The sequence below is a fragment of the Photorhabdus laumondii subsp. laumondii genome (genome assembly GCF_003343245.1).
GTDB lineage: Bacteria > Pseudomonadota > Gammaproteobacteria > Enterobacterales > Enterobacteriaceae > Photorhabdus > Photorhabdus laumondii.
In genome coordinates this window covers 4,314,773-4,339,299 of sequence record NZ_CP024901.1, presented here as the reverse complement: position 1 = coordinate 4,339,299, position 24,527 = coordinate 4,314,773, and the positions used below count along the sequence as shown (strand labels likewise).

The following is a 24,527-nucleotide window of genomic DNA, read 5'->3' as shown; positions in this document are numbered from 1 at the left end:
ATGACTAAATATTAGTTAAAACCCTGTATATGACTGAAAAAATGATTGTCTGCATGAGTATTGACGTGGTGGTATTGTTTTTGCTTGTGATAGAAAAATCCCGTAGTAGAAAACTACGGGATAAATCAATAACGGAAAAATTAACGTAGGAAAACCGGTTGTTCTTGCTCGTAGGTTATTATGGCATCCAGATGTTGTAATGTCAGGCCAATACTATCCAGACCATTCATCATACAGTGACGCCGGAAACTATCGATTTCAAAATCATAGCTTTTATTGCCAGCGTGGACTTTCTGTTGTTCTAGATCGACAGTAAAACGACAAGCTTTGTTTTGCTGAACCCACTCAAATAGCTCATTGACATCTGTATCGTTCAGTTTTACCGGCAGTAACTGGTTGTTGAAAGCGTTACCGTAAAAAATATCTGCAAAACTTGGGGCGATAACCACTTTAAAACCATAATCCGTTAGTGCCCAAGGTGCATGTTCACGAGAGGAGCCGCAACCAAAGTTTTCACGAGCCAGAAGGATACTAGCACCTTGATAACAAGGCTGATTTAATACGAATTCAGGATTAGGTTTTTGTCCTGCATCATCAAGAAAACGCCAGTCATGAAACAGATGCTGACCAAATCCTGTACGAGTAACTTTCTGTAAGAATTGCTTAGGAATAATGGCATCAGTATCGACGTTTGCAGCATCTAAAGGGGCAACCAAGCCGGTATGTTGAATAAACTTTTCCATCATTCTCTCCTTTATGACTTCTGTGCTGGGTGGCGTATATCGATAAAATGACCATTAATCGCTGCTGCTGCTGCCATCGCTGGACTCACCAAATGAGTGCGTCCACCACGTCCTTGTCGCCCTTCAAAGTTGCGGTTACTGGTAGAAGCGCAGCGTTCACCGGGTTGCAGGCGGTCATTATTCATTGCCAGACACATGGAACATCCGGGTAAGCGCCATTCAAAACCGGCCTCTATGAAAATTTTATCTAAACCTTCTGCTTCTGCTTGTGCTTGAACGGGGCCTGATCCGGGAACAACGATTGCCTGAACACCAGGTGCAACTTTATGACCTTGTGCGATAGCTGCGGCAGCCCGTAAATCTTCAATCCGGGAGTTGGTGCAAGAGCCGATAAAGACTTTATCGATCTTCACATCTGTTAGTTTAATACCGGGTTTCAAATCCATATACGCCAGTGCTTTTTCAGCAGATGCTCGTTCAACAGGATCACTAAAAGATTCCGGTGCAGGAATTGTTTGATCAATGGCGATCACTTGCCCAGGGTTTGTTCCCCATGTAACCTGCGGAGAGATCTCTTCTGCATTAATCGTAACAATGGTGTCATATTGTGCATCAGGATCGGATTTCAATGTCTTCCAGTAAGCAACAGCTTGTTCCCACAGCTCTCCTTTTGGTGAGAACTGGCGGCCTTTCATATAAGTAAAAGTGGTTTCATCCGGTGCAACCAAACCTGCTTTAGCACCCATTTCAATTGCCATGTTACATAAAGTCATACGGCCTTCCATGCTAAGTGCTTCAATCGCCTTACCACAGAATTCCACCACATACCCTGTACCACCTGCACTACCTGTTTTGCCGATAATCGCCAGAACGATATCTTTGGCGGTAATAGCGTCACCGACATCACCCATCACTTCGATTTTCATAGTTTTGGCACGGGCTTGTTTTAGAGTTTGGCTGGCGAGTACATGTTCAACTTCAGAAGTGCCAATACCGAAGGCTAACGAGCCGAATGCTCCGTGCGTGGCAGTGTGGGAATCACCACAAACAATCGTCATGCCTGGCAGGGTTATCCCCTGTTCAGGGCCGATGACATGAACAATCCCCTGATAGGGATGATTGAGGTCATATAATGTGATACCGAATTCGGCACAGTTTTTCATCAACTCCTGCATTTGAATACGTGCCATGTCACCACAAGCGTTAATATCTTTTGTTTGCGTGGATACATTATGATCCATTGTTGCGAACGTTTTACCTGGTTGGTGCACTGGGCGGCCTTTAGTACGCAAACCATCAAAAGCTTGCGGGGAGGTTACTTCATGAACCAGATGACGATCAATATAGAGTAACGGGGTTTCATTCGGTACTTCCCGAACAATATGAGCGTCATATAATTTTTGATATAAAGTCTTAGCCATGTTAAACACCCTCGGCTATGTAACGGGCGATAGTGCTGCCCATTTCATCAGTGCTAATTGCTTTACCGTTTCCGGCTAAATCTGTTGTGCGATAGCCCTGTTCCAGCGCGTAGTTAACCGCTTGTTCAATCGCATTAGCGGCGTCATTGTGACCTAAGCTATAGCGCAGTAGTAAAGCGGCAGATAGGATCTGAGCTATCGGGTTAGCAATACCTTTTCCGGCAATATCTGGTGCAGAACCACCAGCAGGTTCATACAGGCCAAAACCTTTTTCATTCAGGCTGGCAGAAGGTAACATGCCCATTGAACCGGTAATCATGGCGCACTCATCAGATAAGATATCGCCGAAAATATTGGAGCACAGCATCACATCAAACTGAGACGGATCTTTAATTAATTGCATAGTGGCGTTATCAATATACATGTGATTGATTTCTACATCTGGATACGCTTTTGCAATCTCAGTAACAACTTCTCGCCACAATACGGAACTCTGCAACACATTTGCTTTATCAATAGATGTGACTTTATTACTGCGTTTGCGAGCGGATTCGAAGGCGATGCGGGCAATGCGCTCGATTTCAAAACGGTGATAAACCTCAGTATCAAATGCTCGTTCATATTTACCTTGGCCTTCACGTCCTTTGGGTTGACCAAAATAGATACCGCCGGTTAATTCACGGACACATAAAATATCAAAGCCTTTGGCAGCAATATCATTGCGTAAAGGACAAAATACCTCTAATCCGGCATATAAGCGGGCAGGGCGTAAGTTACTGAATAATTTGAAATGCTTGCGCAATGGCAACAGTGCACCACGCTCAGGTTGTTCTGCTGGTGGTAAATGTTCCCATTTAGGCCCTCCCACGGAGCCGAACAATATGGCATCAGCCTGTTCGCAACCTGCTACGGTTTTTGCCGGTAGTGAACAGCCGTGGCGATCGATAGCAATCCCACCCACATCATATTCGCTGGTGGTGATACAGATATTGAAACGCTTACGGATTGCGTCCAATATCTTATAGGCTTGTGCCATAACTTCGGGGCCAATACCATCACCGGGTAAAACTGCAATATGATAATTGTTCGACATGTTTACACCATTTCCTTTGTATTTTGCTGTATGCGTTGTTTCTCTTTCTTAACTTGCTCTGTACGCCAAACGCAGTTCAGAGCATGAACCATTGCTTTGGCAGAGGATTCAACAATATCGGTTTCTAATCCCATGCCGTGGAAGCGACGTCCAAAGCATTCGACAACGATATTGACCTGACCCAATGCATTTTTTCCTTGGCCTTTACCTGATAACTGATAAGAAACCAGTTCAATTGGGTATTCAGTTATTCGACTGATTGCCTGATAGACAGCATCTACCGGGCCGTTACCTGTGGCCGCTTCTGATTTCAACTCTTTACCACACACTAAACATACAGCGGCTGTTGCCATCACGTTGGAGCCAGATTGGATATTAAAGTTGTCCAGATGGAAAAATTCGGGTTCTTGTTGTTGCAAATTGATGAACGCTAAGGCTTCCAAATCATAGTCAAATACCTGGCCTTTTTTATCTGCCAGGCGTAAAAAGGCTTCGTATAAGCTACCCAGATCGTAATCTTTATCCTGATATCCCATCTCTTCCATACGGTGTTTCACTGCGGCGCGACCAGAACGGGAAGTCAGGTTCAATTGAATTTCTTTCAGGCCGATGGACTCTGGTGTCATAATTTCGTAAGTTTCACGATTTTTCAGTACCCCGTCTTGATGAATCCCGGATGAGTGGGAAAATGCATTGCTACCAACAATTGCTTTATTCGCGGGGATCGGCATATTGCATAATTGACTGACCAACTGACTGGTGCGGTAAATTTCCTGATGGTTGATATTAGTATAAACGCCTAACATTTGCTGACGGACCTTAATCGCCATAATGACTTCTTCCAGTGAACAGTTACCGGCACGTTCACCCAGACCGTTTATCGTCCCTTCTATCTGACGGGCACCGGATTGTACTGCTGTGATAGAGTTGGCGACAGACATCCCCAAATCATCGTGGCAATGGACGGATATTATCGCTTTATCAATATTAGGAACGCGTTCGATCAAGTTAGTGATGATGCCGCCAAATTGATATGGCGTGGTGTAACCGACAGTATCTGGGATATTGATCGTTGTTGCGCCTGCTTTGATAGCGTTTTCAACGATCCGACACAGATTATCAATAGGTGTACGGCCCGCATCTTCACAGGAGAATTCGACATCATCAGTGTAACGACGTGCTCGTTTGATTGATTGCGTTGCCATTTCCATGACATTTTCGAATGTTTTTTTCAGCTTGGATTCAATATGTAAATCGGAAGTGGCTAAAAAAACGTGGATTCGAAAAGCGTCTGCAACTTTTAATGCTTCTGCTGCCACGTCAATGTCTTTTTCTACACAACGGGCTAAGGCGCAAACACGGCTGTTTTTTATCTGCTTAGCGATCGTCTGTACAGATTCAAAATCACCAGGAGAGGAAACTGGAAAACCGACTTCCATGATATCAACACCCATTCTCTCCAAGGCCAAGGCAATCTGGAGTTTTTCGTTCACACATAAGCTGGCCTGTAATGCTTGTTCTCCATCACGTAACGTGGTGTCGAAGATAATAACTTGCTGGTTCATATGTAGGTTCCTCTTATGGTTATTTTTTGCGCCCAGCAGGTAAAAAAAACCCGCGCTTGGCGCGGGTTCTTGTTAATGTCTGGTTTGGACCAACTCTGTTTTGAATCAACTCTGTTTTCTGTCCACCAGCATACCGCGCATATCAGATACGATGAGTAGTAGGTTTAGTAGACAAATTGAGTGAATCATATCGATCCAACCTTTCAATAGTATTAATGAGTGTTTGTGATTCGTATGCTTTTATTGATACGTTATCTTAAAAGTGATGTCAAGAATTCATTTAGGCATATGATTCTTGGTTTTACTTTTCTCATGGTGGTAAATTGAAGTGTTGATCTGTTTATATTTAAAAAGATTTTATTTTATCCTTTTTTGTTCTGGTTTGACTTTAATGATAATCTCAGATTTATATAAAAAATAGCGCATTATACTGATTAATTAAAATTAAGTATTTTTTGTGTGATGAGCTGGAAGTCGATTTGTATTTTTCCGAAAAACATCATTTGCCATTGGAAAAATAGATACAAATAGGAAGTTATGTTATATATCTTTGAAAAAATAATTCTATAATATAATAACTCTGATAAAATTGTTTAATAATAATAAATCAGTAATTTTATTATGAATTGTGTAATTCTTTGATTTATCATCATATACAAAATAGCAGGGTGAATAAATTGTTAACATGATTGTACTTTTTTGTGAATGAATAATGAGCACTACATTGTCTACTAATTGGAATTATATATTTTTAACACTAATAAGGGGATGCGCGGGTTAGCTATGCGTATTCAGATTTGTACAAGGACGAGTCTTAATTATTTGTTATCCAAATGATTAAGACAATTGATCTCGTTAATAGTTAGAGTCATCGTAATATCTGAGTAATAAATGAAGGTATTTCCGATGTTTTGTTATTAGCTGGGATCATCTGCATGAGTTTAGTGGAGTTAAACAATGGCTGAATACACCTCAGTAACTGCAATCAAAAAAGATCCAAATGAAATTCATTTACGTAATGTGGATCTCAATCTGCTGACTGTTTTTGATGCAGTTATGCAGATGCAGAATGTAACACGTGCGGCACAGATGTTAGGAATGTCACAACCGGCTGTCAGTAATGCGGTTTCTCGTTTGAAGCTCATGTTCAATGATGAATTATTTGTGCGTTATGGGCGTGGAATACAACCGACGGCAAGAGCTCATCAATTATTTGGTCCAGTCCGTCAGGCATTACAATTGGTATATAACGAGTTACCTGGGGTTGGTTTTGAACCTGATAATAGTGATAGGGTTTTTAGTCTTTCAATTTGTAGCCCTCTAGATATTAGATTGGCGGCAAAAATAGTTGAACAGGTGAAGCAAAACACACCCAATCTGGGTGTGACGATTAGATCATATCTGCATGATAATATTGAACATCAGCTCAGGTATCAGGAAACTGAGTTTGTCATTAGCTATACGCAGCTAGAACGTATGGATTTTCATCATTACCCGTTATTCAATGATGAGTTGGTTTTGGCTGTTTCTAATCATCATCCAAGAATTGAAAATAGTATTAGTGAGCAGCAATTGTATGAGGAACATCATGCCGTTGTATCACTGGATAATATATGTTCATTCAGCGTTCCCTATTATGATGGAGGTAAACGTTTGCGTTCGGTGGTTTATCAGGGGACCGATTTGAATAGTGTGTTGCATATTGTTTCTCAAACCTATTTGGTTGCGATTGCGCCAAGATGGTTAGTTGAGCACTATAGCGAACAATTAGCAATAAGAGCGGTTTCATTACCGTGGGATAAAGTAAGTCGTCCGTGTTATTTGATTTGGCATGAATCTACAACGAAAGATAAAGGGCATCAATGGATGAAATCGTTGTTGAGTCAACTTAGTAGCAGATAATTAACTTGAAAACTCACTACTGGATAAGGGTAGTGAGTTTTTTTATTTTATCACAAATTTTTCAACTTTTGATAAATAGGCTTTTCCTGTTGTTCAGGAATCGGTAGACTGCAAGGAAATAGCTAACACCTGTAAGCTGAAAAGCGAATAAGTGATGCGGAAAGGTATTATCAGAGAATAAAATTACTGTTTTTTCTCCGATAAGAAAAAAAATTTTCGAACAGGAAAAAAATTGTGATAACTAAAAATTTACATCCTTATCACTTGATAAACCGGTTGCAACAACAAATAAAACAACACCCAGAGAAAATTGCTTTTCGCCAATGGTCTCCGGCTGAACAACTCGAACTAAACTGGCATGATATTGGCAAAAAGACCGACGCTATTAGCCGGGCGTTGTTGGAGATTGGTGTTGATGTGCAAGAAAAAATTGGCCTCTTTGCACATAACAGCATGGCGTGGTCATTGGCAGATATCGCTGTATTACAACTTCGGGCGGTCACTGTCCCTCTGTATGCAACCAGTAGTCAGGAACAGGCTGGTTTCATACTTAATGATGCTGGTGTGCGTATTTTGTTTGTTGGTGGGCAGGCGCAGTATGATGTTGCTATTACGTTGACAGAATGTTGCCCTCAGTTAAGTCACATTATTGTCTTAGATGAATCAGTCGATTTGCGGGATTGTTCATTAGCTCAGCATTTATCTGATTTCATGGTCGATAATGAATTACCCTGTCAGTCCGAGTTGGAAACTCGTATTGCTAACCACAATCTGGATGATCTTTTTACACTTATTTATACGTCTGGTACCACGGGTGAGCCTAAAGGCGTCATGCTTGATTACCGCAATTTAGCCTATCAGTTGTATTCACATGATCATATCCTGGCATTAACTGATCAGGACATTTCTTTGAGTTTTCTGCCGTTATCCCATGTCTTTGAGCGTGCATGGAGTTTCTATGTCATGCATGTAGGGGCACAAAATGTTTATCTGACTGACACTAATTTTGTTCGTCAAGCTATGGCGGATGTCTGCCCGACAGTGATGTGTGCAGTGCCGAGATTTTACGAAAAAATTTATAGTGCGGTTTTTGAAAAGGTTTCTAAGGCTCCTTGGCATCGAAGAAAACTTTTTAATTGGGCGATTAAATGTGGTGAGCGTCAGTTTTTACGTAAGTTGCAGAGTAAAAAAAGCTGCCCTTGGTCAACAGCAATGCATCGACTGGCTGATAAATTGGTGTTGAGCAAATTACGGAATGTGTTGGGGGGCAGAGTTCGGTTTTTACCTGCTGCTGGTGCACGTCTGGACGAAACGATTATCCTGTTCTTTCTCGCTGTTGGGATAAATATCAAATATGGCTATGGCATGACAGAGACTTGTGCCACGGTTTCCTGTTGGGAAGAGCAAGGTTATGTACTTGGTTCTATTGGTAAACCATCGCCTGGCATTGACGTCCGTATCGGTGAAGAAGATGAGATACAAGTGCGTGGCCCAATTGTGATGAAAGGCTATTTCAATAATCAGCAAGAAACCACCAAGGCATTTACTCAAGACGGTTGGTTGCGTACAGGTGATGCCGGTAAGTTGGATGAAAATGGTAATTTGTTCATTACTGAACGCCTGAAAGATTTGATGAAAACATCGAATGGCAAATATATTGCCCCTCAAATGATTGAAGGCATTTTGGGACAAGATCGTTTTATTGAACATGTTGCTATTATTGCTGATGCTCGTAAATTTGTATCGGCTCTTATCGTGCCTTGTCATGAAGCATTGGAAGAGTATGCAAGGTCAATTAATCTCAAATATCATGACCGGGTTGAATTACTGCGTCATAGTCAGATTATCAATATGTTTGAGCAACGCTTGAAAGAAATGCAGAAAAACTTTGCTCACTTCGATCAGGTAAAGCGTTTCATATTACTGCCAAAACCATTTTCAATGGAAACGGGTGAATTAACTCCAACACTGAAATTGAGGAGGAAAATTATTATGCAGCGTTACTATGAAGAAATTGAATCTATGTATCAGGATTGATTTTCGGGATTTTATACAAAGAGTGAGTATTACACGTTATTCATGGGAAGTATGGGGGATATTGTAGTAATATCCCGCTTTGGGTTTTCCCTGAAAAATACCCGTATTTCAAGATTTAAATACTAGAAAAATAAACTTTATTTCAGCCTTAAAATCGCATATAAATTATATTGTCTAAGACCATTTTGTGATTATTAAATATTGCAGATTGAATGATGATAATTTTAAAAATTATCAGATATTTTTTTCTGAAAAATCATATTGATAAGATAATATAAAGTTTGTATGGTAAATAAAATACATTTTGTGTAATTAGGTGAATTGATGAATTTTAATAATGTAGTTATTGTTCATGGTTTTTTAGCAACTCCCGATCACCATTGGTTTCCTTGGCTTAAAGATCAGTATGAAAAGTTAAATATCAATGTTATTGTGCCGGAACTGCCTGAATCTCATGTTCCTTCCCCCCATTTATGGCAAGAAAAATTGCAGGAGAGCATTTCAAATCCTAATGAAAGAACACTTTTTATCGGGCATAGTCTGGGTTGCATTGCTACACTCCGTTATATCTCATCTTTACCTGATAATATAAATATTGGGGGGATTGTATTAATTGCAGGATTTTATGAAAAACTATCAACTTTACCTGAATTAAATACATTTACTGAAGAGGGGCTGGATTTTCACTTGCTCAGACAGAAAATAAACCAACGAATAACAATATTATCGCTTAATGATGAGATTGTATCGCCACAGTTTACCTTAAATTTGAGTCAGCAGCTCCGGGCTGAATTATATGGTTTTCCTGATGGCGGGCACTTTTTAGATCGCGACGGTTTTACTGTTTTTCCTAAGCTAGAAAAGGTATTAAAAGATAACTCAATGTTGTGAATCAGAATTTCCTTATATAAATGAATATGACAGATTTTTTCATGTTTTATGTAATTATGATAGACTTTGTGTGTTTTAAATAAGTTGTCAAAATAATCATTTACCTACTGTAAAATAATCCGCTCTGAATACAGAGCGGGATTATAAGTATATTTTTAGTTACTTTTTCCTACTAATGGGATGGGTTTATATCCCATGAGAATTAAAAAATTATCCCAATGATTTATTATTTCTTGAGATATTTCTTTTTCCACGATGCCCTTTTCAGCATTTATTTTAATATAATGAAATGCCTTTTCTAAATCCTGTGGGCTATTCCCTAAACCATGTAAATAATTCACCCCTATTATCTGATACCCATTTATTATGCCAGAATCTCCAGCTCTTTGAAGTAGATCATTGGCTTTTATTTGATCTTCTTGTACTCCATAACCAAAACTATAAATTATACCGAGATTATATAAAGATTCCGCATGGTTTTTATCTAACTTTAATGCCTTGCTATAATACTCGATGGCTTTTTGGTAATCTCTTTCTGATTTCTTTAATGAACTGTCGGTATAAAGTTTTCCTAATAAAAAATAGGCATTAGAGCTACCATTCTGAGCTTGTTTTTCCAGTTCCCGAAACTCTTCAACTGTTCTCGGTACTTTCAGTGGCAGTTCCTTAACCATACCTGTATATTTAATTCCATCAAATACAGTTCTAGGAATATTTGTTTTCGTCGGTTCTGCACATGCATTGGTAAATAATACGATTATCAGCAAAAGTATATATTTCATTCTACTAGTTTATCCTATCGAGTTGACGGTAAGAAGTTGAATTGGTGTTATCCCGACAGAGATAGTGTTGTTAATTTCTGCTGTTTGCTGGCTGACAAAGCAGGCCATCGCATTAATTAGATTATGTAATTCGTTACTTAGTTCAGCTTCGTGTATAGATATTGGCTCCTGTTTAAACCAGACATCCGTGATCTCTGTCTGATATCCATTTGACCAGTTGACGGTAGATGTCAGTCCGTGGTAATTACCTTGTAGGTCAAAATAATCGCTCTCCTGATAGTTTAGTTGAATAGATTTAATATCGGTTTCTTCAAGGCTGTTAAGTTCATCTGGGGTACTGAGTCCGTCTAAATTCCTATCCTGCCAGATTTTTAATGTGTTCCAAGTTACATCTTGGTTATCAATAATACCGTCCTGATTGCTGTCTATATCAGCTAAAGCCATAAAACCATGTTGTGCTTTTACTCCAGATGACAGTTGGGAATTTTCCCCAAACAATTCGGTGCCATTATTGATTAATCCGTCATTGTTTTTATCCCAGACTAATAGGCTATCATTTGCATCGATCCAACCTGTATTGACTTTCTGCCCTTGACCGTCAAAATCAAATATTACTCCTAATTCACTGGTTACTGTTTGAACGCCATCGCCATTTAAATCAATTACTAATGGTGTTATGTAAGTTTTCGTAACTTTTTTCGGGTTTGGGAAAATTTGATTGAGTACTTGATTAGGAGTCTTCTCTAAGTTTAGAGTAATGCCAGAGTAACCAGCATGTCCTCCCTTTCTGTGAAACGTCTCTTTTACAAAATCAATACAGTTATTTGTTAATAAATTATAGGATGGTGGTTGCGTTTTTCCATCCCGGTAATCAATAGTTTTCTGAAAAACCATATCAAGGTCCATCAAGAATTGAAGGTTTTGGGATACCATTGTTAGTGATGAGGCCGTAGGGTAGCGTATATGGTCATTAAACGACAAATTGTCTTTAACGGTACCCCAATCTTCCCCCGGACTTAATCCTGCGGTAATGGACTCAAAATTACCAGTTTTGGGGTTGTTATTTCTGATGGTATAGAAAACATGACCCGTAAGTGATTTACCTATATTGATTCCATTTTCTCCTGCTATAGGAGCACCTTGGGGGGCTACATGCAAGGTTATAGACGGTGTGTTTTCAAAGTATGAAAGTTTATCGTCGGGCATAATTTCTTGATAGTTTTCAAATATTCCTATTGTTTTATGTTTAGGTTGTTGTAGCGTTTCATCAGGCATATGTGGTTTCTTCCTCATTGATTTAAAAAATAATTCTTATCTTTCAGATAAAGTGTTACTAAATTGGTTCTTTTTGTTTTAAAAAATGAATTGAGAAGTCATTATCGTTCCTAAAAGGCTTTCTTCGGTTTTGGTTTTTAACGGGCTGAGCCCATAGTCAATAATTTTCAGTCGGTCAGTTTTTGTTTCTACCTTTATGTTAATATTGGCAACTAGCATCATTTGTTCACCATTAACAGTCAGATGATTTTTATCTAACTGAATGATAGTCGAATAAATTAGGTTGTATCCGTTTATATTTCTTAGGACGATTATTGAATTGAGGGACACAACTTGGTTTCCTTGGCACGAAATGAAATGTTGTTTATACCCTATGGATTTCAAGATGCATCGCGACGGCAAGGGAGCGAATCCCCGGGAGCATAGATAACTATGTGACCGGGGTGAGTGAGCGCAGCCAACAAAGAGGCAACTTGAAAGATGACGGGTATATCTGTATTCCAGACAGCCCTGCATAAGGCAGGCGGAAAAAATCTTTTTTGAGACTTTTAGTCTTTAAACACATAGTCTTTAAACACATAGTCTTTGAACCCATAGTCTTTAAACCCATAGCCTTTAAACCCAATTTATTAGCAGCAAGTAACCACTGGGTTTTATCTAATCCTGCAAGCGACAAATCAGACCCCATCAAACATTAGAAGTTAAAATTGAATTATCTATATCATAACTCATTATTGCCTTTGATAAATAATTTTAATGATATGGTTTGATTATATTGTAACCAAATAGTCTGATTAATTTAAATTACCATTTAATTGTCAGCCTTAAATCATCTTCTTGGGAGATGATCTTTTACTTATTATTTAATTTGCGTATATGAGTATAAAAATCATACATTAAAATCTCTGGGCAAATATTGAATGGTTGAGACTGAGACGACAGGGAAATAATAGACTCTATCGTATTCTCTAATTAAAATGGAGTAAAAAAATTCTACTCGAATTCATTATTTGCAATGGCTATCCAAAAACGAGGAAATGACGGTCAAATTATCTGAGGCATTTGTCTGCATTTCCTTTATCAGCTTCATACCTTGGTGACTGAAACGATCTTGAAAACTGCTTTTTAGTTTTTTATCGTATATATACTGGATAATGCCTATACGTTGTCGTTCTTTTTAGGTATAGCCACTCATATTCTACTTACCTTTAGCCTTTTAATAGTAAGATAACGCTTACAAGAGACATTTTGAATGGCTAGAAAGTTGCTATTCTGCCTTGTACTCACATTGCTAACACCCGTTTCTAGCGTTATGTTAATTAACTCAGCATCAATATATCGCTGAGAGGCCATTCGCCTTACTAAAATAAAAGTGGAAGGAATTTCCGATTTATTAACTTGCAAACAGAGCCTGGAGGAAAACCTATGGAGATGTTATCAGGAGCTGAAATGGTCGTCCGATCGTTAATTGATCAGGGCGTTAAGCATATATTCGGTTATCCGGGGGGGGCAGTACTGGATATTTATGATGCCCTGCATACGGTTGGGGGCATTGAGCATATCCTGGTACGTCATGAGCAGGGGGCAGTTCATATGGCTGATGGTTATGCTCGTTCTACCGGGAAGGTTGGTGTGGTATTAATCACCTCCGGTCCAGGAGCAACCAATGCCATTACCGGTATTGCCACAGCTTATATGGATTCAATTCCGATGGTTGTATTGTCCGGTCAAGTCGCCAGTTCGTTGATCGGTAATGATGCATTCCAAGAATGTGACATGGTAGGGATATCCCGCCCGATCGTAAAACACAGTTTTTTAGTGAAAAAAGCAGAGGATATTCCGAAGGTACTGAAAAAAGCTTTCTATCTAGCTTCCAGTGGTCGTCCGGGACCCGTCGTTATTGATTTACCAAAAGACACGGTAAATCCGGCAGTAAAATTACCCTATATTTATCCTGATCAGATAAGTATGCGTTCTTATAATCCAACGATTCAAGGACACAAAGGGCAGATTAAGCGGGCATTAAGAAAACTATTGAATGCGAAAAAACCAGTCATATATGTAGGCGGGGGGGCGATTAACGCAGATTGTTCAGCAGAATTACTGGTATTGGCAGAAAAATTCAATATCCCTGTTGTGAGCTCCCTGATGGGCTTAGGCAGTTTCCCTGCAACTCATCCGCAAAGCCTGGGCATGCTCGGTATGCATGGTACATTCGAAGCCAACAAAGCCATCCATAATTCAGATGTCATTTTTGCTGTCGGTGTACGTTTTGATGATCGTACAACCAATAATCTGGAGAAATATTGCCCGGAAGCAACGGTATTACATATTGATATTGATCCAACATCAATTTCGAAAACGGTTTCCGCAGATGTACCTATTGTTGGTGATGCTAAACAGGTGCTTGGACAAATGTTGTCGTTGCTGGAGACAGTAGAAGACACACAAGATCCAGATGCGCTAAAAGATTGGTGGTTATCTATTCAGCAATGGCGGAGCCGTAAATGTCTTAGTTTTGATCGCAGTGGTGAAAAGATTAAACCACAAGCGGCTATCGAGGTTCTCTATCGTCTGACGAAGGGAGAAGCTTATGTCACTTCAGATGTTGGGCAGCATCAGATGTTTGTTGCATTGCATTACCCATTTGATAAACCAAGGCGTTGGATCAGTTCCGGTGGTTTGGGGACGATGGGATTTGGTTTACCGGCGGCTTTGGGCGTTAAACTGGTGAAACCGGAAGCGACGGTAGTCTGTGTTACGGGGGATGGTAGTATTCAGATGAATATTCAGGAGCTGTCCACCGCATTGCAATATGGGTTGCCGGTACTGGTTCTGAACTTGAATAATCGTTTCTTGGGGATGATAAGACAATGGCAAGATATGATTTATGCTGGTCGTCACTCTCAATCTTATATGGAATCCTTGCCTGATTTTGTCAAATTGGCTGAAGCTTACGGTCATGTTGGCATTTCTATTCAACGTTATGATGAATTGGAAAGTAAATTGGCCGAAGCCTTGAAAGAGGTGACTGAAAATCAGCGGCTGGTATTTGTTGATATCACTGTGGATGAAACTGAACATGTATATCCTATGCAGATCCGTGGAGGAGCAATGGATGAGATGTGGTTAAGCAAAACGGAGAGAACCTGATTATGCGCCGGATTTTATCTGTATTACTTGAAAACGAATCAGGGGCTTTGTCCCGGGTTGTTGGTCTGTTTTCCCAACGTGGCTACAACATTGAAAGTTTAACTGTTGCCCCAACGGATGATCCGACATTATCGCGGATGACAATTCAGACTAAGGGCGATGCAAGGGTACTTGAACAGATTGAAAAACAGTTGCACAAGTTGGTGGATGTGTTGCGAGTCAGCGAGTTGGCACCGGGTTCTCATGTGGAGCGTGAGATTATGCTAGTCAAATTGCAGGCCAGTGGATATGGACGTGAAGAGATCAAGCGCAGTACTGACATCTTCCGTGGGCAGATCGTTGATGTGACTGCGACCTTATATACCGTACAGTTGGTGGGAACCAGCGATAAATTGGATGCCTTTCTCGATGCTGTTCGGGATGTTGCTGAAATTGTTGAAGTTGCTCGTTCGGGTATTGTCGGTGTCTCTCGCGGGGATAAAATTATGCGATGAAAAATCGCAAACTGCGGGGCTATGTGCATACATTTATCAGGCTCTGCGATAAAGTAGGGCCTTTTTTGGGTCTATGAAGGAGTTAATGTGAAACTGGATGAAATCGCCCGCCTTGCAGGTGTTTCACGCACAACGGCCAGTTATGTAATTAATGGTAAAGCCAAGCAATACCGTGTCAGTGATAAAACGGTAGAAAAAGTGATGGCAGTAGTCAGAGAGCATAATTACCATCCTAATGCTGTGGCAGCCGGTCTCCGTGCAGGGCGTACCCGTTCTATTGGTTTGGTTATTCCAGATTTAGAAAATACCAGCTATACCCGTATTGCTAATTATTTGGAACGTCAGGCTCGTCAGCGTGGCTATCAGTTATTGATAGCCTGTTCGGAAGACCAACCTGAGAATGAAATGCGTTGTGTTGAACACCTGCTACAACGTCAGGTGGATGCAATTATTGTTTCTACCGCATTACCGCCGGAGCATCCTTTTTATCAACGCTGGGCTAGTCGTTCTTTGCCTATTATTGCTCTCGATCGGGCACTTGAAAATGAACACTTTATCAGCGTAGTGGGTGATGATTTTGAAGATGCAAAGATGTTGGCACAAGAATTTCGTCAATTCCCGGCTGAATCTGTGCTTTATCTCGGTGCATTACCGGAGTTATCAGTCAGTTTTCTGCGTGAGCAGGGGTTCCGTGAAGCATGGAAAGATGACCCTCGTAAAGTGATGTATCTTTACTCAAACAGCTATGAGCGTGATGCGGCTGCTGAAGTATTCACCAAATGGTTAGAAACTCATCCAATGCCACAAGCGTTGTTCACCACCTCTTTTGCCCTGTTACAGGGGGTCATGGATGTTACCCTTAAACACAGCGGCCGTTTACCAAATCAATTGGTTATTGCGACTTTTGGTGATCATGAATTATTGGATTTCCTTGAATGTCCAGTGCTTTCTGTAGCGCAGCGTCATCGTGAAATTGCTGAACGGGTATTGGAACTGGTGTTAGCAAGTCTAGATGAAAAGCAGAAGCCAGGGCCAGGTATCACACGGATACATCGTGACTTATGTCGGCGAGGAAGCCTGAGTCGGAAAATATGATAAAAACCCCTCATTAATTTTCTGATGGGGGGTTTTGGTTGTCAGATTGTCCTAAAAGAAGTGTGTGAGGGCAACTTTTAACTAGTTCTTACGTTGGGTGTTTTACACGATCAAATAGCAATTTTGTTCATACATAAATTATTCAGTAGCAAGAAGAGCATGGAACAGCGCTTATTTCAGTTTGAGATTTGTCTATTTACCCCTGTCTTTTACTGTTTTTTATATATTAAATTGATTTTAATAATATTTATCTTGAAGTGTTTTTGTTGCTAGTTAGTTTTAATGTTGAATGCATCAAATGAAATGATAAATATTTCTGCATAATGGTTAAATAGTAATGAAATGTAAATTATGTAAATAAATTAATCACACAACTATTTTTTCATTATTTTGCCGTAAACATTCATTCGCCCTGTGCTTGTAAAATTATTCAGAATTATCATGGTGTTAATTATTATTGATATTGCTAAATTTAATAATTATGCCTCCCAATAGCCAAAATCCTGCCATCAAATATAGCTAAAGCGCATCGGCTCTGGCTTGACAAGGTTTTCGTCCCATCCGTAAACTCCTTATTGTGGGGATTAGTGGGATAAAGTGGTAATTTTTGATCACCAGGGGCGGCCTGAGGATGTTTCGTGGAGCAACGCAGATAAATCTCGATAGCAAGGGGCGGCTCACCGTACCTACCCGATACCGGGCTATGCTAAATGAGGAATCACAAGGGCAAATGGTTTGTACCATTGACCTTCATCAACCGTGCTTGTTGCTTTATACATTATCTGAATGGGAAATTATTGAAGAAAAACTTTCTCGCTTATCCAGCATGAATCCGGCAGAGCGTCGGGTGCAACGTTTGCTTTTAGGTCATGCCAGTGAATGCCAGATGGATAGTGCAGGACGTCTTTTGTTAGCTAATACATTGCGTCAGCATGCAGGGCTAGTCAAAGAGGTCATGCTGGTTGGTCAGTTCAACAAATTTGAATTGTGGGATGAACAGGCTTGGTATCAACAGGTTAAAGATGATATTGCGGCTGAGCAATCCACACAGGAACCTTTATCAGTACGGCTACAGGAATTATCACTATAAATATGGCAAATAGTCATTTTAAACATACCAGCGTATTGTTGGATGAAGCAGTCAACGGGCTGAATATTCGTGAAAATGGCATCTATATTGATGGCACATTTGGCCGTGGAGGGCATTCACGTCTGATTTTGTCGCAATTGGGGACTGAGGGTCGCTTAATTGCCATTGATCGAGATCCTCAGGCGATTGAAGTGGCGAAAGCGATTACAGATCCACGTTTTTCAATTGTACATGGGCCATTTTCTAAATTGGCTCACTATACAGAAAAAGCCGGGCTAATCGGCAAAATTGATGGTGTATTACTGGATTTAGGTGTTTCTTCTCCTCAGTTGGATGATCCGGAACGCGGTTTTTCTTTTATGCGTGATGGGCCGCTAGATATGCGGATGGACCCGACTCGTGGGCAGTCAGCAGCAGAATGGCTGATGAACGCAACAGCAGATGATATTGCCTGGGTATTGAAAACATTTGGTGAAGAGCGTTTCGCCAAACGCATTGCCAGAGCAATTGTGGCATGCAATCAGGAAGAGCCAATTACTCGAACAAAAGCGTTAGCCGATTTGATTGCTCAGGCCAGCCCGATAAAAGAAAAACATAAGCATCCAGCAACCAAGAGCTTCCAGGCTATTAGGATCTATATCAACAGTGAGCTGGAAGAGATTGAGCAGGCGCTGGAGGGAGCATTACAAGTGCTTGCACCGCAAGGGAGACTTTCAGTGATTAGTTTCCATTCGCTGGAAGATCGTATTGTTAAACGATTTATTCGTCAGAATAGTCGAGGGCCACAAGTACCGGCAGGATTGCCCCTCACCGAAGAGCAACTGAAAGCACGCGGTGGGCGTAGCTTGAAATCGATTGGCAAGATGAAACCTTCAGAGGAAGAAGTGGCTGATAATCCACGGGCTCGTAGTTCTGTTTTGCGTTTTGCTGAAAAAGTTAGTGAATAATGGCAGGTGAACGTCACGGATTAACCGGTATTATCGGCAGCGATTTGCTCAAGAATGCCAAGATACCGTTAATTCTTCTAGTCGTTGTACTGGTTTCGGCCATAGTTGTTGTAACCACTGCACATGAAACCCGCTTGTTGACGGCTGAAAGAGAGCATCTGGTGGTGGAACGTGATGCATTAGATATCGAGTGGCGCAATTTGATCCTCGAAGAAAATGCCTTGGGTGATCACAGCCGGGTTGAGCGGATAGCTGTTGAAAAAATGCATATGCAGCATGTTAATCCTGCTCAGGAAAACATTGTTGTTTCACAGTGAGTTAATTTAATTATTAAAAAGGTAAGAGATGAAAGCAGTACGCTCCGTGAAGTTAAAAAGGCAAGAAGATAAAGCCAGTTTTGTTAGCTGGCGTTTTGCTTTGTTATGCGGGGGGATTGCCGTAGCTTTAATTGCCTTATTGCTGAGAGTGACTTATTTGCAGGTCATCAATCCGGATCAACTGGTTAAAGAAGGTGATTTACGTTCCCTGCGCGTGCAATCAATCCCTACCGCTCGCGGTATGATCAGTGACCGAATGGGGCGACCTCTGGCTGTCAGCGTTCCAGTCAATGCTGTTTGGGCAGATCCGAAAGAGGTATTTGAAAAAGGGGGTATTACGGATGATACCCGCTGGAAAGCTTTATCTGATGCCATTAATTTACCTCTTGAACAACTTAACGACAAAGTTAGCGCTAATCCAAAAGGCCGTTTTGTTTATTTAGCGCGTCAGGTTAACCCATCGGTTGGCGATTACATTCATAAACTGAAATTGCCGGGGATTTATTTACGTCAGGAATCCCGGCGTTATTACCCGTCAGGTCAGGTAACGGCACATATTATTGGCGTGACCAACGTTGATGGTCAGGGTATTGAAGGCGTAGAGAAAAGTTTTGATCGTTGGTTGACAGGTCAACCGGGTGAGCGGACTGTACGTAAAGATCGCTTTGGTCGTGTCATCGAAGATATCTCATCTGTTGATAGTCTGGCGGCCCACAATCTGGTATTGAGTATTGATGAACGTTTACAGGCGCTGGTTTACCGCGAATTAACCAATGCGGTGGCCTTTAACAAAGCAGAATCCGGTACAGCGGTGTTGGTGGATGTTAATACCGGAGAAGTGCTGGCAATGGCAAACAGCCCATCTTATAACCCAAATAATCGCATCAATACGCCAAAAGAAGTCATGCGTAACCGGGCTATCACCGATATTTTCGAGCCAGGTTCCACTGTTAAGCCGATGGTGGTAATGGCTGCGCTGAATGATGGTATCATCAAAGAAAATACCGTTATTAATACAGTACCTTATAGGATAAGCGGTAAGGAAATCAGAGACGTATCCCGTTATCCAGAATTATCTATCACTGGTATTTTACAAAAATCGAGTAACGTCGGTGTTTCTAAGCTAGCGTTGGCGATGCCCGCGACAGAATTGGTGGATGTTTATTCACGTTTTGGGTTAGGAAAGGCGACCAATCTGGGGTTGGTTGGAGAAAGCAGTGGCTTATATCCAACAGGAAAACAACGGTGGTCAGATCTTGATAGAGCGACCTTTTCTTACGGTTATGGGCTGATGGTAACACCATTACAGTTAGCGCGGGTCTATGCAACGATTGGTAGCTTGGGTATTTATCGTCCTCTGTCAATTACCAAAGTTGATCCACCTGTGCCAGGCACAAGAGTATTTCCTGAGCCTATTATGCGAACAGTCGTTCATATGATGGAAAGTGTGGCTCTGCCCGGCGGCGGCGGAGTGCGAGCTGCGATAAAAGGTTATCGGATTGCAATTAAGACGGGTACAGCTAAGAAAGTTGGGCCGGATGGCAAATATGCTAGTCGATATATCTCTTACGCCGCAGGTGTTGCCCCTGCAAGTAATCCAAGATTTGCACTGGTTGTGATCATTAATGATCCACTGACAGGTAAGTATTACGGCGGTGTGGTTTCTGCGCCGGTATTTGGTGCCATTATGGGGGGCGTTCTACGCATCATGAATGTGGAGCCAGATGCTTTGGCGGCAGGTGATAAAAACGAATTTGTGATTAATAAGAAAGAGGATACAGGTGGCAGATCGTAATCTACGCGATTTACTCGCGCCGTTGGGTATTGACGCCCCAGTGCGTGAGTTACGCGAAATGACATTGGACAGCCGTAAATCGTCTGCCGGAGATCTGTTTGTTGCTATTAAAGGGCACCAGACAGATGGTCGACACTACATTCCTCAAGCCATCGCACAAGGGGTTGCGGCGGTTATTGCAGAAGCCCAAGGCGAGGTTGATAACGGAACCGTACAAATTATGCATGGTGTTCCGGTTGTTTATGTGAACGATTTGAATAATAAGTTGTCACAGTTAGCTGGTGAGTTTTATTGTCACCCCGGTGATAAATTGCACTTGATTGGTGTAACCGGAACCAATGGTAAAACAACCACTACTCAATTACTTGCGCAGTGGAGCCACGGGTTAGGGGAAACCAGTGCCGTGATGGGAACGGTTGGCAATGGTTTACTGGGGCGTGTGGCGCCAAGTGAAAATACCACAGGCTCTGCTGTTGATATCCAACTGGATTTGCAACAACTTGTTCGGCAAGAGGCGACTTTTGCGGCAATGGAAGTCTCTTCTCATGGACTGGTTCAGGGGCGTGTGGCTGCGTTGCCGTTTGAGGCGGCAGTGTTTACCAATTTGAGCCGTGACCATCTTGATTATCACGGTGATATGGAACACTACGAAGCCGCTAAATGGCTGCTATTTTCCACTCATAATGTGAAGCAACAAATTATTAATGCTGATGATGAGATTGGATTGAAATGGTTATCCCGTTTACCACAAGCGGTTGCTGTAACGATGGAAAACCGTCTGCCGGAAAATTGGCAGGGCCGTTGGTTGGCAGCGCGTGAAATAAAGTATCACGATAAAGGGGTATCTATCACCTTCGAGTCTAGTTGGGGGGGCGGTACAATTGATAGTTCCCTAATGGGGGCATTTAATGTTAGCAACCTGTTGTTGGCACTTTCCACCCTATTAGCTCTGGATTATCCATTGGAAAAACTGCTTGAAACAGCTTCCTGCCTGGAACCTGTCTGTGGACGAATGGAAGTATTCACTACACCGGGCAAACCAGTTGTCGTTGTTGATTATGCTCACACACCTGATGCGTTGGAAAAAGCTTTGATGGCTGCACGTTTGCATTGTCAAGGTAAGCTTTGGTGTGTTTTTGGTTGTGGTGGTGATCGTGATAAAGGTAAACGTCCACTGATGGGGGGGGTTGCAGAGCAGTTGGCCGATTATGTGATTGTTACTGATGATAATCCTCGCAATGAAGAACCGCAGGCGATTATTGCTGATATTCTGACGGGTTTTCTTGATCCGGGGAGAGCGATAGCGATTCATGGCCGTGTTGAAGCGGTAACCAACGCTATTATGCAGGCAAAAGCAGATGATGTTGTATTGATAGCGGGTAAAGGCCATGAAGATTATCAATTGGTCGGCCATCGTCGACTGGATTACTCAGACCGGTTAACTGTTGCTCGGTTACTGGGGGTAATTGCATGATTTCCCTCACTTTGCAACAACTTTCACAAGTAACAGATGGCGTATTGAATCAGGTGACTGAACAACAGGCTGCCAATATTTGTATCAGTGATGTGACTACTGACAGCCGTCGGGTTGGCAATGGCAGTCTGTTTATTGCCTTGAAAGGTGAGCGCTTTGATGCGCATGATTTTTTTGCTGATGCAGTCAAAGCTGGTGCTGGTGCTTTGCTCGTCAGCCGGGTATTAGATATTAACTTTCCACAGGTCGTGGTTAAAGATACTCGTTTAGCAATGGGTAAATTAGCGAGTTGGGTTCGCCAGCAGAGTAATGCCCGTGTTGTTGCGTTGACGGGTTCGTCCGGCAAAACATCGGTAAAAGAGATGACCGCAGCGATTTTGCGCCAATGTGGCAACACGCTCTATACCGCAGGTAACCTGAATAATGATATCGGTGTGCCGCTGACATTGTTCAGACTGACAGAACAACATGAGTTTGCTGTGGTTGAATTAGGTGCAAGCCATGTTGGTGAAATTGCCTATACCGTAGAAATGGCTCGGCCGGAAACGGCGTTAGTCAATAATCTGTTTGCTGCGCATTTAGCGGATTTTGGTTCTCTTGCGAGTATTGCAAAAGCTAAGGGCGAGATTTTTACTGGTCTTTCAGAGAAAGGTACGGCCATTATCAATATGGAAAGCAATGATTGGGCTCACTGGCAGCAGGTTATTGGCGACAAAACAGTACAGCGTTTTTCCATGCAACAAGCATCAGGTGCTGATTTTTACGCTACAGATATTCAGGTTAAACAACTGACGACGGATTTTTGTCTGCATACGCCTATTGGTAGCACAGAAATCAATTTGCCGTTGCCTGGAAAACACAATGTCGCCAATGCGTTAGCAGCCAGTGCGTTAGCAATTTCTGTTGGCGCAACCCTGCAAGATATTCGTCTGGGCTTATCTGAGCTGAAAGCGGTACCAGGGCGGTTGTTTCCAATCAATCTGGCAGAAGGAAAATTGCTGCTTGATGATACTTATAACGCCAATGTCGGCTCAATGACTGTTGCAGTTCAGGTGTTATCACAGATGCCGGGTTACCGAGTGCTGGTTGTAGGCGATATAGGGGCATTGGGTGAACAGTCAGCAGATTACCATCGTCAGATTGGTGAAACCGTAGCTTCTTGCGGTATCAATAGTGTGTTCAGTGTGGGCAAATTAAGTATTCATGTTAGTGAAGCGAGCGGTTGTGGTCAGCATTTTGCGGATAAAGCTGCATTGATCGCAACATTGGTTCCACTATTACAACAACACAAAGTCTTTTCAGTGTTAGTTAAAGGTTCGCGTAATACCACAATGGAAGATGTTGTCCACGCATTACAGGAGAGCTTCACATGTTAGTTTGGCTGGCCGAATATTTGGTCAAATATCACTCCGGCTTTAACGTCTTTTCTTACTTGACGTTTAGGGCTATCGTCAGCCTGCTGACTGCTTTGGCTATCGCATTGTGGATGGGGCCGCGTATGATCGCCTTTCTGCAAAAATTACAAATCGGGCAGGTTGTTCGCAATGATGGGCCGGAATCTCACTTTAGCAAACGTGGTACGCCGACGATGGGTGGTTTGCTGATCTTACTTTCAATTACGATTTCTACACTGTTGTGGGTGCGCTTGAATAACCCCTATGTTTGGTGCGTGCTGATTGTGCTGATTGGTTACGGCATTGTTGGTTTTGTGGATGATTACCGCAAAGTTGTGCGCAAAGATACTAAGGGGTTGATTGCCCGTTGGAAGTATTTTTGGCAGTCCGTCCTGGCATTGGGGGTGGCGTTTGCAATGTACAGTTTCGGTAAAGATACTCCGGCAACACAATTGGTCGTGCCATTCTTTAAAGATGTGATGCCGCAACTGGGTGTGCTTTATATTCTGTTGACCTACTTTGTGATTGTCGGAACCAGTAATGCAGTGAATTTGACCGACGGATTGGATGGTTTGGCAATTATGCCAACCGTTTTTGTTGCAGCGGGTTTTGCTTTGGTGGCATGGGCGACAGGTAATGTCAATTTTGCTAACTATCTGCATATCCCTTATCTGAGCCATGCTGGTGAACTGGTTATCGTCTGTACTGCGATTGTGGGTGCTGGATTAGGTTTCTTGTGGTTCAACACTTACCCGGCTCAGGTTTTCATGGGGGATGTGGGCTCTTTGGCATTAGGCGGTGCACTGGGGACGATTGCTGTGTTGCTACGCCAAGAGTTTCTACTGGTGATTATGGGCGGTGTATTTGTGGTGGAAACCCTGTCAGTTATTTTACAGGTGGGTTCTTTTAAACTGCGCGGGCAGCGTATTTTCCGTATGGCACCTATTCACCATCATTATGAATTGAAAGGCTGGCCAGAACCGCGTGTCATTGTGCGTTTTTGGATTATTTCTCTGATGCTAGTGCTGATTGGCTTGGCAACATTGAAGGTACGTTAAT

Annotated in this window: 19 protein-coding genes; 13 read left to right on the top strand and 6 right to left on the bottom strand. The window is 41.9% G+C overall.

Annotated elements, in window-relative coordinates; translation table 11 throughout:
- Nucleotides 1-140: 140 nt before the first annotated feature.
- The 4 genes from leuD to leuA are packed head-to-tail and all read right to left on the bottom strand — an operon-like array spanning nt 141 to nt 4,822.
- Nucleotides 141-743, bottom strand: coding sequence for a 3-isopropylmalate dehydratase small subunit (gene leuD / locus PluTT01m_RS18945; RefSeq protein WP_041380289.1), 603 nt, complete (start codon nt 741-743; stop codon nt 141-143).
- A gap of 11 nt (nt 744-754) precedes the next feature.
- Complete coding sequence (leuC, locus tag PluTT01m_RS18940; RefSeq protein ID WP_011147838.1) at nt 755-2,164, bottom strand: 3-isopropylmalate dehydratase large subunit; 1,410 nt, start codon at nt 2,162-2,164, stop codon at nt 755-757.
- A 1-nt stretch (nt 2,165) separates the two neighbouring features.
- Nucleotides 2,166-3,257 carry a 3-isopropylmalate dehydrogenase gene (gene leuB / locus PluTT01m_RS18935; RefSeq protein WP_011147837.1) on the bottom strand — a complete coding sequence of 364 codons (1,092 nt, stop codon included), beginning with the start codon at nt 3,255-3,257 and terminating at the stop codon, nt 2,166-2,168.
- Nucleotides 3,258-3,259: 2 nt separating this feature from the next.
- Nucleotides 3,260-4,822 (bottom strand): 2-isopropylmalate synthase, encoded by a 1,563-nt coding sequence (leuA, locus tag PluTT01m_RS18930; RefSeq protein ID WP_011147836.1) that lies wholly within the window; start codon nt 4,820-4,822, stop codon nt 3,260-3,262.
- A gap of 957 nt (nt 4,823-5,779) precedes the next feature.
- Between leuA and leuO the strand changes: the two genes are divergently transcribed.
- The 3 genes from leuO (at nt 5,780) to PluTT01m_RS18910 (ending at nt 9,652) form a co-directional block, all read left to right on the top strand.
- A complete protein-coding gene (leuO, locus tag PluTT01m_RS18920) occupies nt 5,780-6,724 on the top strand; it encodes a transcriptional regulator LeuO (protein WP_011147835.1) in 945 nt (314 codons plus the stop codon).
- A 237-nt stretch (nt 6,725-6,961) separates the two neighbouring features.
- The gene (locus PluTT01m_RS18915) at nt 6,962-8,761 is read left to right on the top strand and encodes an AMP-dependent synthetase/ligase (RefSeq protein ID WP_109791992.1); all 1,800 of its coding nucleotides are present in this window, start codon (nt 6,962-6,964) and stop codon (nt 8,759-8,761) included.
- A gap of 324 nt (nt 8,762-9,085) precedes the next feature.
- Nucleotides 9,086-9,652 carry an RBBP9/YdeN family alpha/beta hydrolase gene (locus PluTT01m_RS18910; protein ID WP_011147833.1) on the top strand — a complete coding sequence of 189 codons (567 nt, stop codon included), beginning with the start codon at nt 9,086-9,088 and terminating at the stop codon, nt 9,650-9,652.
- Between the two features lie 155 nt (nt 9,653-9,807).
- Here the strand turns inward: PluTT01m_RS18910 and PluTT01m_RS18905 are convergent, their stop codons facing one another.
- Both PluTT01m_RS18905 and PluTT01m_RS18900 read right to left on the bottom strand, forming a co-directional pair.
- Nucleotides 9,808-10,434 carry a tetratricopeptide repeat protein gene (locus PluTT01m_RS18905; RefSeq protein WP_011147832.1) on the bottom strand — a complete coding sequence of 209 codons (627 nt, stop codon included), beginning with the start codon at nt 10,432-10,434 and terminating at the stop codon, nt 9,808-9,810.
- A 9-nt stretch (nt 10,435-10,443) separates the two neighbouring features.
- Nucleotides 10,444-11,709 carry an SPM autocatalytic domain-containing protein gene (locus tag PluTT01m_RS18900; RefSeq protein WP_011147831.1) on the bottom strand — a complete coding sequence of 422 codons (1,266 nt, stop codon included), beginning with the start codon at nt 11,707-11,709 and terminating at the stop codon, nt 10,444-10,446.
- A 1,425-nt stretch (nt 11,710-13,134) separates the two neighbouring features.
- Between PluTT01m_RS18900 and ilvI the strand changes: the two genes are divergently transcribed.
- The 10 genes from ilvI (at nt 13,135) to mraY (ending at nt 24,526) form a co-directional block, all read left to right on the top strand.
- Nucleotides 13,135-14,862, top strand: coding sequence for an acetolactate synthase 3 large subunit (gene ilvI / locus PluTT01m_RS18890; protein ID WP_011147829.1), 1,728 nt, complete (start codon nt 13,135-13,137; stop codon nt 14,860-14,862).
- Between the two features lie 2 nt (nt 14,863-14,864).
- Nucleotides 14,865-15,356, top strand: coding sequence for an acetolactate synthase small subunit (gene ilvN / locus PluTT01m_RS18885; protein WP_011147828.1), 492 nt, complete (start codon nt 14,865-14,867; stop codon nt 15,354-15,356).
- Nucleotides 15,357-15,443: 87 nt separating this feature from the next.
- On the top strand, nt 15,444-16,451 hold the full coding sequence (gene cra / locus PluTT01m_RS18880; RefSeq protein WP_011147827.1) for a catabolite repressor/activator: 1,008 nt from the start codon (nt 15,444-15,446) through the stop codon (nt 16,449-16,451).
- A 631-nt stretch (nt 16,452-17,082) separates the two neighbouring features.
- A complete protein-coding gene (mraZ, locus tag PluTT01m_RS18875; protein WP_011147826.1) occupies nt 17,083-17,541 on the top strand; it encodes a division/cell wall cluster transcriptional repressor MraZ in 459 nt (152 codons plus the stop codon).
- 2 nt (nt 17,542-17,543) lie between these two features.
- The gene (gene rsmH, locus PluTT01m_RS18870) at nt 17,544-18,488 is read left to right on the top strand and encodes a 16S rRNA (cytosine(1402)-N(4))-methyltransferase RsmH (RefSeq protein ID WP_011147825.1); all 945 of its coding nucleotides are present in this window, start codon (nt 17,544-17,546) and stop codon (nt 18,486-18,488) included.
- Complete coding sequence (ftsL, locus tag PluTT01m_RS18865; RefSeq protein WP_041380284.1) at nt 18,485-18,805, top strand: cell division protein FtsL; 321 nt, start codon at nt 18,485-18,487, stop codon at nt 18,803-18,805. The genes rsmH and ftsL overlap by 4 nt, the downstream gene beginning before the upstream one ends.
- Nucleotides 18,806-18,833: 28 nt before the next feature.
- Nucleotides 18,834-20,600, top strand: coding sequence for a peptidoglycan glycosyltransferase FtsI (locus tag PluTT01m_RS18860; protein WP_011147823.1), 1,767 nt, complete (start codon nt 18,834-18,836; stop codon nt 20,598-20,600).
- Nucleotides 20,587-22,074 (top strand): UDP-N-acetylmuramoyl-L-alanyl-D-glutamate--2,6-diaminopimelate ligase, encoded by a 1,488-nt coding sequence (gene murE / locus PluTT01m_RS18855; protein WP_011147822.1) that lies wholly within the window; start codon nt 20,587-20,589, stop codon nt 22,072-22,074. The genes PluTT01m_RS18860 and murE overlap by 14 nt, the downstream gene beginning before the upstream one ends.
- Nucleotides 22,071-23,450 carry a UDP-N-acetylmuramoyl-tripeptide--D-alanyl-D-alanine ligase gene (murF, locus tag PluTT01m_RS18850; protein WP_011147821.1) on the top strand — a complete coding sequence of 460 codons (1,380 nt, stop codon included), beginning with the start codon at nt 22,071-22,073 and terminating at the stop codon, nt 23,448-23,450. The genes murE and murF overlap by 4 nt, the downstream gene beginning before the upstream one ends.
- Complete coding sequence (mraY, locus tag PluTT01m_RS18845) at nt 23,444-24,526, top strand: phospho-N-acetylmuramoyl-pentapeptide-transferase (RefSeq protein WP_011147820.1); 1,083 nt, start codon at nt 23,444-23,446, stop codon at nt 24,524-24,526. Before murF ends, mraY begins: the two co-directional genes overlap by 7 nt.
- Nucleotide 24,527: the final 1 nt, after the last annotated feature.

What these genes read in the sequence shown, in the direction of transcription:
- leuC (WP_011147838.1), bottom strand. Translation starts at nt 2,164, where the DNA reads ATGGCTAAGACTTTATATCAAAAATTATATGACGCTCATATTGTTCGG.
- PluTT01m_RS18860 (WP_011147823.1), top strand. Translation starts at nt 18,834, where the DNA reads ATGAAAGCAGTACGCTCCGTGAAGTTAAAAAGGCAAGAAGATAAAGCC.
- leuA (WP_011147836.1), bottom strand. Translation starts at nt 4,822, where the DNA reads ATGAACCAGCAAGTTATTATCTTCGACACCACGTTACGTGATGGAGAA.
- leuB (WP_011147837.1), bottom strand. Translation starts at nt 3,257, where the DNA reads ATGTCGAACAATTATCATATTGCAGTTTTACCCGGTGATGGTATTGGC.
- PluTT01m_RS18905 (WP_011147832.1), bottom strand. Translation starts at nt 10,434, where the DNA reads ATGAAATATATACTTTTGCTGATAATCGTATTATTTACCAATGCATGT.
- PluTT01m_RS18910 (WP_011147833.1), top strand. Translation starts at nt 9,086, where the DNA reads ATGAATTTTAATAATGTAGTTATTGTTCATGGTTTTTTAGCAACTCCC.
- ilvI (WP_011147829.1), top strand. Translation starts at nt 13,135, where the DNA reads ATGGAGATGTTATCAGGAGCTGAAATGGTCGTCCGATCGTTAATTGAT.
- PluTT01m_RS18900 (WP_011147831.1), bottom strand. Translation starts at nt 11,709, where the DNA reads ATGCCTGATGAAACGCTACAACAACCTAAACATAAAACAATAGGAATA.
- mraY (WP_011147820.1), top strand. Translation starts at nt 23,444, where the DNA reads ATGTTAGTTTGGCTGGCCGAATATTTGGTCAAATATCACTCCGGCTTT.
- mraZ (WP_011147826.1), top strand. Translation starts at nt 17,083, where the DNA reads ATGTTTCGTGGAGCAACGCAGATAAATCTCGATAGCAAGGGGCGGCTC.
- ilvN (WP_011147828.1), top strand. Translation starts at nt 14,865, where the DNA reads ATGCGCCGGATTTTATCTGTATTACTTGAAAACGAATCAGGGGCTTTG.
- murF (WP_011147821.1), top strand. Translation starts at nt 22,071, where the DNA reads ATGATTTCCCTCACTTTGCAACAACTTTCACAAGTAACAGATGGCGTA.
- leuD (WP_041380289.1), bottom strand. Translation starts at nt 743, where the DNA reads ATGGAAAAGTTTATTCAACATACCGGCTTGGTTGCCCCTTTAGATGCT.
- leuO (WP_011147835.1), top strand. Translation starts at nt 5,780, where the DNA reads ATGGCTGAATACACCTCAGTAACTGCAATCAAAAAAGATCCAAATGAA.
- rsmH (WP_011147825.1), top strand. Translation starts at nt 17,544, where the DNA reads ATGGCAAATAGTCATTTTAAACATACCAGCGTATTGTTGGATGAAGCA.